Origin of the sequence: Paenibacillus alginolyticus DSM 5050 = NBRC 15375 (assembly GCF_000422905.1) — a bacterium.
Taxonomy (GTDB): Bacteria; Bacillota; Bacilli; order Paenibacillales; family NBRC-103111; genus Paenibacillus_E; species Paenibacillus_E alginolyticus.
In genome coordinates, this window is the sequence record NZ_AUGY01000095.1 from 20,685 (window position 1) to 29,942 (window position 9,258).

At 48.3% G+C, this 9,258-nt stretch carries 10 protein-coding genes; 4 read left to right on the top strand and 6 right to left on the bottom strand.

Annotation, left to right across the window (positions count from 1 at the left end):
• Positions 1 to 4: 4 nt before the first annotated feature.
• The 3 genes from G519_RS0130980 to G519_RS0130990 all read left to right on the top strand — a co-directional run bounded on the left by G519_RS0130980 (position 5) and on the right by G519_RS0130990 (position 3,654).
• A complete protein-coding gene (locus G519_RS0130980) occupies positions 5 to 790 on the top strand; it encodes a CPBP family intramembrane glutamic endopeptidase (RefSeq protein WP_036634409.1) in 786 nt (261 codons plus the stop codon).
• Between the two features lie 90 nt (positions 791 to 880).
• Positions 881 to 1,549 carry a CPBP family glutamic-type intramembrane protease gene (locus tag G519_RS48070; RefSeq protein ID WP_051253843.1) on the top strand — a complete coding sequence of 223 codons (669 nt, stop codon included), beginning with the start codon at positions 881 to 883 and terminating at the stop codon, positions 1,547 to 1,549.
• 350 nt (positions 1,550 to 1,899) lie between these two features.
• Positions 1,900 to 3,654: a methyl-accepting chemotaxis protein gene (locus G519_RS0130990; protein WP_029197962.1), complete on the top strand. Its 1,755-nt coding sequence runs from the start codon at positions 1,900 to 1,902 to the stop codon at positions 3,652 to 3,654.
• A gap of 64 nt (positions 3,655 to 3,718) precedes the next feature.
• Here G519_RS0130990 and G519_RS0130995 read toward each other — a convergent pair whose 3' ends face one another.
• Positions 3,719 to 4,522, bottom strand: a complete 804-nt coding sequence (locus tag G519_RS0130995; RefSeq protein WP_244280284.1) for a helix-turn-helix domain-containing protein — start codon at positions 4,520 to 4,522, stop codon at positions 3,719 to 3,721.
• Positions 4,523 to 4,611: 89 nt separating this feature from the next.
• Between G519_RS0130995 and G519_RS0131000 the strand changes: the two genes are divergently transcribed.
• On the top strand, positions 4,612 to 5,061 hold the full coding sequence (locus G519_RS0131000) for an SRPBCC domain-containing protein (protein ID WP_029197964.1): 450 nt from the start codon (positions 4,612 to 4,614) through the stop codon (positions 5,059 to 5,061).
• A gap of 264 nt (positions 5,062 to 5,325) precedes the next feature.
• On the opposite strand, the gene G519_RS0131005 is transcribed toward G519_RS0131000, so the two are convergent.
• From G519_RS0131005 to G519_RS0131025, 5 genes are all read right to left on the bottom strand, one after another.
• Positions 5,326 to 5,997 (bottom strand): hypothetical protein, encoded by a 672-nt coding sequence (locus tag G519_RS0131005; protein ID WP_029197965.1) that lies wholly within the window; start codon positions 5,995 to 5,997, stop codon positions 5,326 to 5,328.
• Positions 5,998 to 6,018: 21 nt separating this feature from the next.
• A complete protein-coding gene (locus G519_RS0131010) occupies positions 6,019 to 6,729 on the bottom strand; it encodes a GNAT family N-acetyltransferase (protein WP_051253844.1) in 711 nt (236 codons plus the stop codon).
• A gap of 32 nt (positions 6,730 to 6,761) precedes the next feature.
• On the bottom strand, positions 6,762 to 7,619 hold the full coding sequence (locus G519_RS0131015) for a carbon-nitrogen hydrolase family protein (protein WP_029197967.1): 858 nt from the start codon (positions 7,617 to 7,619) through the stop codon (positions 6,762 to 6,764).
• 50 nt (positions 7,620 to 7,669) lie between these two features.
• Positions 7,670 to 8,659 carry an acrylyl-CoA reductase family protein gene (locus G519_RS0131020; protein WP_029197968.1) on the bottom strand — a complete coding sequence of 330 codons (990 nt, stop codon included), beginning with the start codon at positions 8,657 to 8,659 and terminating at the stop codon, positions 7,670 to 7,672.
• 350 nt (positions 8,660 to 9,009) lie between these two features.
• On the bottom strand, positions 9,010 to 9,258 hold a 249-nt coding region (locus G519_RS0131025), incomplete at its 5' end, for a hypothetical protein (protein WP_029197969.1).

Below are 9,258 nucleotides of genomic sequence, written 5' to 3' on the forward strand. Positions count from 1 at the left end.
ACAAATGCCAATTCCGATTCATAAAAATAGACGACTTATACTATCTCTTACTTTGCTCGGCGCATTTGGCGGAAGCACTGTGCTTCCGTATCAGTTGTCCATAATGTCAGGCGGTTTGAGTCAAACAATGGATCAAACCGGCCTTCCATTTGGCGTCATCATCGCTCTGATGGTCTTTCAGGTTACAGTCATGACCTTAATTGCAAGTTGGGTTGGTCTTTCGCTTGCAGCTAAAGTAGGGCTGGATCTGCCGATATGGAGAAGTTGGTTGAATGAAGGCCGCTTCATTGGCTTTTCAAAAAAATGGCTTGTTATCTCTTTCCTAGGGAGTTTTGTCGGTACTCTGTTGGTTTTGGTTCTGGAAATCTACTTGTTTCAACCTTTTCTTCCTGCAATCCCTGCCGCTCCATCAGTATCCTTATGGAAGGGTGCATTAACGCTGTTCTATGGCGGTATCGTCGAAGAAGTGCTGGTGCGGCTGTGTTTGATGACTCTGCTCGTATGGGTATTCTCCAGATTTCTCAGAAATCGTACACATATCCCGACTTATCTGTATGGGTTAGCTATCATCGTGGCAGCTCTGCTGTTCGGGCTTGGACATTTACCGGCTACGCAAACGCTATTCGGAGAGCTTACTCCTGCGCTAATCGTCAGAGCACTCATCAGTAACGGTCTTTTAGGGATTTTCTTCGGATATCTGTATTGGAAAAAAGGATTGGAATATGCCATCCTTTCTCATATGGTTGGGGACTTCTTTTTGCACGTTGTTTGGCCCTCGATTTTTAGTTGATTGTAAACGTTTAGAAAAGGATGGTGCCCTGTGTTCCAATGGTCTGTTGTATATATATTACTTATTAGCTGCCTCCCGGGGCTGGCTCTGATGTCCTACGGCATCGTGCATACCCTAGGCCGCCTTCCGATGCCAGAAGGCAAGAAGCTACCGCCTGCACCTATGCTTCGGCTGCTCGTCTTCGCACAGACCGGCCTAATCGTTACCTTGCTGGCCGTTGTTGGCGCCTACTTCGCGCCCCGCGCCGGACTCGAAGATCCCTTCCTTCTCGCCTTCGCGCAAGGCGAAGGCGCAGATCTCTGGGAGCTGCTGCGCCCGCAGCTCCTCGCAGGACTCCTGGTCGGCGCACCAGGAGCCGCGGTCTTCTTGGCCGGATACTACGTCGTATTCCGGCCATGGCTTGACGACGCCACCGTCGTCGAGGAAGTGCTCATTCGCTGGGGGCTCCTGAGCCTCCTAGCGTGGTTGATCTCGCTCCTAACCCCCGGCGGCGGTGTTACCGCCACGGGGGTATGGCTCTCGATCCTCGTGAGCGGCATCGCGTTCGCAGCTGGGCACGCGCCTTCGTATGCTGCCGCAGGCTGCAAGCTCACCCCAAGGTTCTGGACGGCGATGCTCGTCCTGAACCTGTGGGTGTCGCTTTACTGCGGCTGGCTGTTCTGGCAGCATGGCCTCGCCGCTGCCATCGTGGCGCACATGCTTGTGCACGCAGCATGGCTGCCGCTAGATCTCCGCGTCGCTCGGCGCGCGACCACTTGATACCAAAGAATGGGGTGCCGGCAATTTCATGCCGGCACCCCGTTCTTTAATTTTTTGGAAGGTCCATCGAAGAGGAGCTGGTTGTTCACCTGATCCTGTGACCCTGCTCCACGACGAGACGCCTGTAACCCCGATTCGAAAGTACCTCGGTCTTACGTGAAAAACTACATATCACGCCAAAAATCCTAATGAACCCTTTGCCTCTCTCAGATCCATGCTCCTGTGTTCAATAGGTAAAATTTCACAAAAAGTTCATGAAGTGACGTCATATTGGCTAGGAAACCAATGGCAAAAATTTCACACTTATTTTACAATTAGGCCTATAGTCATGGACATGAGGAGGGGTATAGATGTCGAAAAATAAAAAAATATGGCGATTAACCATACACAAAAAACTAATGTTGGTTTCTCTGCTTTTACTGTTAACACCCATATTAGTATTAGGGGCCATTACTTATAATGTTTCAACCAAAGAAACCGACAAATTAATTCAAAGTAATTTGAAAAATTCAGTCGAGATGGCTTTGGAGCTGACAGCTGCCTTTGAAAAAGCTTCGAAACAGGGAACAATGTCAAAAGAGGATGCTCAGGAAAGAGTGAAGGAACTATTGATTGGAGCAAAGAAGGATGGAAAACGTTCAATCAATCCTAATATCAATCTCGGCGCCAACGGGTACTTCTTCATTTTGAATACGAACGGCGATTTGCTGGCACACCCATCTTTGGAAGGTCAAAATATTTTAAATAAACAGACGAACGACGGCTTTTATTACATCAAGGATATGATTCAAAAGGGAAACAGCGGAGGAGATTTCACGATCTATAATTGGCCGCTTCCCAATTCTACAAAAGAAGGGGAAAAAATTGCTTACGTTAAGTCCACGAACTCAGATTGGGGTTGGATCATTTCGGCAGACTCCTATATGCAGGATTACAATACGGGACAAGTTCACATTTTGAATACGATCCTCATTACATTAATTTGCTGCTTAATAATCGGAGGCCTGGTGATGACGTTGTTTGCCTTCCATATTTCCAGACCGATTAAGCGGCTTGCCCATCAGGCGGAGCAATTCGCTATGGGAGATCTTCGTTCAGCCCAATTAAAAGTAAGTAATAACGACGAAATTGGTGAGCTTGCGGTTTCTTTTCAATTCATGTACGACCATTTGCGCCAAATTGTTTCAGGACTCTTAGCTAATTCAGATAAGTTAACGGACTCTTCTCATGAACTAAACCAGTCCATTGGGGAAACGACAACAGCGAGTAATCAAATATCGACCTCTATTGAAGATATGGTCATAAGCAACGAAACGCAGGCCCGCAGTGTCAATGAAAGCTCGACAGCGATGGAAGAAATGGCTGTTGGAATTCAGCGGATCGCGACCACCTCGTCTGCCGCCTACGAAGCATCAGAGATGACGCTGAAGGAAGCGGAGCAAGGTAACCACCTGATTAAGGAGACAACCTTGCAAATGAATGCTGTAAGTCTTACAGTGGGTGATCTTGCGAAGATTGTTGAGAAACTTACGGAACGTTCTCAGCATATTGGGGACATCGTCCAAGTGATCACAGATATTTCCACTCAAACCAATCTTCTCGCTTTGAACGCATCCATTGAAGCTGCGCGCGCTGGAGATGAAGGTAAAGGATTTGCGGTCGTAGCGGGCGAGGTCAAGAAACTGGCTGAGCGTTCTACGGCATCAGCTGCTAAAATTGCTGAGCTGATCCAAGACATCCAACTAGATATGAAGCAAGCTGGTGAGGCGATGGAAAAAGGCGAGCAAGAGGTTTCTGCAGGTGTGAGCGCAATACAGCATACGGGTCAAGCCTTTGTTCGGATTCTCGACGCAACGCGGAGCGTTGTGAATCAAGTGCAGGAAGCTTCGGCAGCTGCTGAGGAGATGTCTGCCAGCTCGCAGGAAATCGCCGCTTCCTTGCAAGAAATTGAACGAATGGCGAACCAGACCAATGATTTGGCACATCTGATTTCCTCATCTACGGAAGAGCAGCTCGCAGCAATGGAGGAGTTGACATCCGCTTCGGAATCATTGGAAATCATGTCCTCAGAAATGCAATTCATGGCTCACCGATTTAAACTGTAGGCAGCAGGATAAAGTATCCCCTTCAAATAGAAAGGACAGGCAGCAAGCGGCCTGTCCTTCTTTTTCATACCGTAAGTCGAGCATATTCATCAGGAGTTTGGCCGATAATGGACTTGAAGTCCTTGATGAAATGCGACTGGTCATGATAACCGAGATCCATGGAGAGCTTGGACCAGTTATGCCTCTGGCTTAGATCCGTCGCCTCGGCAGCGTTCTGGATGCGCGCTAGCTTAATTACCCACTTGGGACTAACTCCGACGTAGTGGTCGAACAGACGCTGCAGCGTTCTTTTATTCACATTGAAGTAATCGCAGAGGGTATCGACTTTAGTGAGATCGGGCTTCTGATTAATATGATCGATGATCTGATTAATAAAAGCGACCTGTTCATCCTGTTCGGGAAGCTTGGGACGGATCAGCTGCTCGATATGTGAAACCAACAGATGTTCTTCATTTTGAGCAAAAACATCCGTCTCAAGTTGACGTGGATCTATGCCAAATATGCTCTGGATGCTCATCGGATTGTTCAGCAAACCGGAAATCGGCTCCCTAATAAAAGGATAAAAACCGCCAGGCTTGAACTTGACGCCGAACACACATCCCTGATCTTGCAGATAATGCCCATACTTCTCTTTGCCTGGACCATAGATGGCTGTACGTCCCGGCTCAACGAGGAGATTGACGCAGGGATTCGGGATAACATGCTGCAAATAAGGCTCCTGGCCGGTTAAATCCCATCTAACTATCCAGTAATGTCGGATGAAATAGGCCAAGTCTTCGGAGGGGGTATGTCGCGAAAGCTGGAATTTCTGCTCGCCTTGCTGCAGATTCATAATACCTAGGCTGGGCTTGGAGGCTTTGGGAATCACTTCGCTCACTCCTTGTCGCGTTTTTACAATACATAGGTTGTACGATCATCTATACTTAATCTTATCACATACCAAAGGAGCGGAAGTATATGGAACTTAAATACGAATTTTACATTGGTGCAGGAACTAAAGAAGTGTGGGATATTCTCGTGACTCCGGAGGGGACGCGCAAGATTCTTTTTGGCAGTGTGCTCCAGTCTACTTTTGAGATTGGGTCCGATTATGCATACGTGGGGCCAGGTAATGACGGTGAGGAAACCGTTCATGTATACGGTAAGATTTTAGCTTACGAACCAGAAAAGCTCATCAGTTGTACCGAACATGCCGGTCCATCATACAACCCGAATCATGCGGACTTTGAATCTAGAATGACGTTGTCACTTGAGACGGTTGGGAGCTGCACCAAACTAACGTTGGTCAATGATAATTGGACACCTAACCACCCAAGCTTCGAGACTACCAAGGCTAGTTGGTGGATGATTCTGAGCAATATCAAGACGCTGGCGGAGACTGGAAAGACATTGGATTTTGGTTGGTAGGGAGTAAAGGAGCAGCAGTTCGTCATGCTATACAGAGCACTTAATATTGAACTTCTCAACGAAAATAGGAGTCTGTAGAGACTCCTATTTTTCCATTTTCAGTAGCTTTTAATAAAATAGAAGCCTCTAGAGACTGTTATCCATGCTAAAAAAAGCATTTCAAACAAAATTCTTCCGAATAACAGCCTTTAAAGACTCTTATCCATAAACTTTCACCTTATTCCTAGAAGATAGAAGCCTCTAGAGTCTCCTACCCATCCCCTTCTAAAGAGGTTTAAGCGCCAACGTCGCTTTCCCCTCGAGTTCCTCCACCATGTCATGCCACGCCTTCGGCTTATTCGCCAAAACGGAATAATAGCGCTTCAAGAACTTAGCCACGATCCCTGCGTCCAACTCTGCTTGATCCTCATCTGTCGGCAAGAAACAGAGATCAAGTTCCTCAACCGCTTCCCCATTGTTCTCCCAAGAGGGATGAACGTATGGGAAGTCGATCCGCTTATAGCCCAGATGCGACAACACCTCACGCCGCACATAAGGATCCATCGGCTTCACGCCTCCGAAAGCATGATTTTCGATCCGATAGGGATCATAAATCTCAGCAAACATCCCCAGCATTGGCTTACCAGATTCAGCCGCTAATATTTCCAGATCGTTCCAACGTTTCCGCGCCAGGAACCGACCGATACCAAGCCCAGCTTGACCAATGATAGTGAAGTCCGTCATCGCCACTTGGAAGTCATCATAGTAACGATACTCCGTTGTACCAACGACTTTCCCTTCATGAACGGCTACGAAAACTCGGATACTGGGGTCCTCCAGCGGTTCTTTCCACAATGCGTATTCGAGCACCTCTTCCGGTGGAAATACCTCTTTCATCAGATTATGCATGTTCCGAAACAAGGGATTGTCTATGCTTGTAATCCGTATATACTCCATAATGTGAACTTCACTCCTTCATCAGATTCGAAATGGATTCCGCCACTCCATCAAAAGCGCGTGGTTAAGCGACTCCTCATCCTGCAAATAGTCAGGGACAACCTGCACAGGCGTCCGGCCACAGCGCAGCAAAAAAGTAATAACCGGATCCTTCAACTCGCCTGCCATAACAGCCCTTACATAGTCATCTGCACTCATCACGTCCGCATGCTTGTGATAGCCCGGCATCCGCCCGCCTCCAAGCAGCCTTCTTAAACCTAGATGCACGACAACTTCGTACATAGATTCCATCAACAGCTTGCCGAGACCAAATTTGCGGTAAGCCGGCATAATGCATATGTCTACAATATAAAGAGTGTCGCCTTCTGGATGATGCGTTCGGATGTACCCATCGTCCGTCAAAGCTGACCAACTATGGTCAGCCGCATGCTGCTCCTCATATTCTACGCGTAGCCCTGTTATAGACCCAACAACCTGACCAGCCACCTCTACACAAAGCGCCCCTTCGGGAAATCGGGTGACATGCTCCGTGAGCTGCTCCTCATTCCACCATAGCTCAGATGGAAATGGCGGAGGAAAGCTTTCCTGCTGAACGCGAATGAGCGCCTCAAAATCGGCTTTTCCATAATTGCGAATCACAGTTTCGATCGGTTTTTCCCCGTCGAAGACGTATAATTTTTTGACGTACAACTTTCCCGGATCAATAACTTTTTTGGCAGCTTCTAAATTCATAGTGCACTGTAAGCCCCCTTGATCTCACTTCGTTAGGACCAATCTGTGTACAAATCGGTTCTACGGTCACGCCATGTGGTGACGGAGCCTTTTTCCCGAACGAGGTTCAACAGCTCCAGATCCAAATCAGCCGTGACAACCATGTCACCGTTGATCTCGCCTTCTACCAGTATTCCCTTTGGCGGAAAAGGAACATCGTTCGGCGTGATCACCGCGGCCTGTCCGAAATTCCCCCTCATGAAATCAACTGTTGGCAATGCACCGACTGTCCCCGTCGTGACCACGTAGATTTGATTTTCGATCGTTCTAGCATGACACGTATAACGTACCCGATGGAATCCATGCCGGTCATCCGTGCACGATGGGGCAAACAGCACATCCGCTCCGCGGGCTCTCGCCATCCGGACGATTTCTGGAAACTCCACATCATAACAGACCAGAATCGCAATGCGTCCTTTATCCGTATCAAAAACCTGCAAGGAATCCCCAGCCCCCATATTCCATTCCTTCACTTCGGTCGGGGTAATATGCAGCTTCTTCTGCTCCCCAATCCGCCCGTCCGGATAAAATAAATGAGCTGTATTATACAGCTTGCCTTCCTCGGAGGTAATGTGTGTGCCACCGATCAAGTGCATCCCCGTTTGCTTCGCCAACCCCTGAAAAAGTGATCGATAAGCCTCCGTATACGACGGCAATGCCTCGATGGGCAGTGCCTTACCGTTTTCATCACCTATCGACATTAACTGGGTCGTAAACAGTTCAGGAAATAGCACAAATTCCGCCTCAAACTCCTGAGCCACCTTCACATAATGCTCCACCTGCGCAGCGAACTCTTCGAAACTATGTATCGTATGCAAATGATATTGCACTGCAGAAACGCGCATTTTCAACGTTAATCTCTCCTTATTTCCTGAAATGGAAGAAGCACCAGCCTCCCCTTTTACAATCGAACAAGCACTCTCCCTCTGACCTTCCCTTCCAGAACCTGCTTAGCAGCCTCCGTAACGCCATCTAACGCAACCTCTTGGTGGACCGTCTGTTCCAAGCCTTTCGGCTTCAGTTCCTTTGCAATACGCTCCCATAGAGGCTTTCTAACCGCCATCGGGCAAGCAGCTGAATCAATACCTAACACATTCACACCTCTCAGGATAAAAGGAAATACCGACGCGGCGAACTCACCGCCACCTGTCAAACCACTCAGGGCAACGGAACCGCCATACTTGATCCGGCTCAACACATGGGCAAGGGAGTCGCCCCCAACAGGATCGACGGAGCCCGCCCAATATTCCTTATTCAGCGGCTTGCTAACAGAGGGAGCAAGTTCTTCCCGCGTCAATACCCGCTTAGCCCCTAAATCGAGCAGGTACTGATGGTCCGCCGACTTCCCTGTGCTAGCTTCCACCTCATAACCAAGCGCTGCCAGCATGGACACGCTGCTGCTGCCAACTCCGCCAGTTGCACCACGAACTAGCACGGGTCCCTGCTCTTTGCTTAGCCCATTCTCCTCCATGCGTTGTATGGAGAGCGCCGCGGTAAATCCCGCCGTACCCAATATCATCGCCTCGCGATGTGTTAATCCCTGCGGGAGAGGCACGACCCAGTCAGCCGGCACACGCGCAAAGGCGCTAAATCCGCCATAATGCCCTGTACCCAGCTCGTAGCTCGTCACCAACACCTCATCACCTTCACGAAATCGACCATCTGACGAAGTTACGACAGTTCCGGCCAAATCAATCCCCGGTACCATCGGGTAGGCACGCACAACGCGTCCGGACGGACTAAGAGCCAAAGCATCTTTATAATTTATTCCTGAAAATAAAACACGGATCGTCACTTCACCTGGCGGTAAATCCTCCAGCCTCAGATCTTTCACATTGGCGGTAAACTGCTCCTCTGATCGTTCCACTATCAAAGCCCCAAAGCTTTCCATCCTGTTTTCTCCTCCTCATTGTAAAACCAGATCTCATCAAATATTTACCAACTATTTTAGTTTACTATATAGAGCTCAGGATGCAAAATCTGATAACGCTCTCCATCCCGCCTAAATAAAAAAACAGCTTGTGCCATCCTTCATCCTTGGTTGAGAGTGTTTATAAAGGTTTTCGGCAAAATCTACGCCCAAGTGATGTAATACGGGAACTTGCGCATACTTATCCGTGTAAAGTTGTACTTTGGAGACTGTCGATTCAATAGCCCCCAAGGACCCCTATGGGCTCTTGGGGGCTAAATTTTTCCTTTTATACGACAAATTCGGCGTATCTTTGCCCCATTTTATCTACCTTAAACAGCTATATGGACAGACTTCCCCCTTGGTAAGGGAGATTCTTTTTTTCGCTTGAAACCAAGTGTTAAACTACCTACTTGTTTCACCATCACTTTTATATTAACTACGATACTGCTCACCTTTGCATCGACACGCCGCTTCTCACGCGTTCGTTTATGGGTATGCGCCAAATCGTGATGGTTCTTCATTTCATTGTTTTTTCGTTCGATGGCCGGACGAGCTGCTTGCATGGTCTTACCTTCCTC

What these genes read in the sequence shown, in the direction of transcription:
- G519_RS0130980 (WP_036634409.1), top strand. Translation starts at nt 5, where the DNA reads ATGCCAATTCCGATTCATAAAAATAGACGACTTATACTATCTCTTACT.
- G519_RS0131020 (WP_029197968.1), bottom strand. Translation starts at nt 8,659, where the DNA reads ATGGAAAGCTTTGGGGCTTTGATAGTGGAACGATCAGAGGAGCAGTTT.
- G519_RS0131005 (WP_029197965.1), bottom strand. Translation starts at nt 5,997, where the DNA reads ATGGAGTATATACGGATTACAAGCATAGACAATCCCTTGTTTCGGAAC.
- G519_RS0131000 (WP_029197964.1), top strand. Translation starts at nt 4,612, where the DNA reads ATGGAACTTAAATACGAATTTTACATTGGTGCAGGAACTAAAGAAGTG.
- G519_RS0130990 (WP_029197962.1), top strand. Translation starts at nt 1,900, where the DNA reads ATGTCGAAAAATAAAAAAATATGGCGATTAACCATACACAAAAAACTA.
- G519_RS0131010 (WP_051253844.1), bottom strand. Translation starts at nt 6,729, where the DNA reads ATGAATTTAGAAGCTGCCAAAAAAGTTATTGATCCGGGAAAGTTGTAC.
- G519_RS48070 (WP_051253843.1), top strand. Translation starts at nt 881, where the DNA reads ATGTCCTACGGCATCGTGCATACCCTAGGCCGCCTTCCGATGCCAGAA.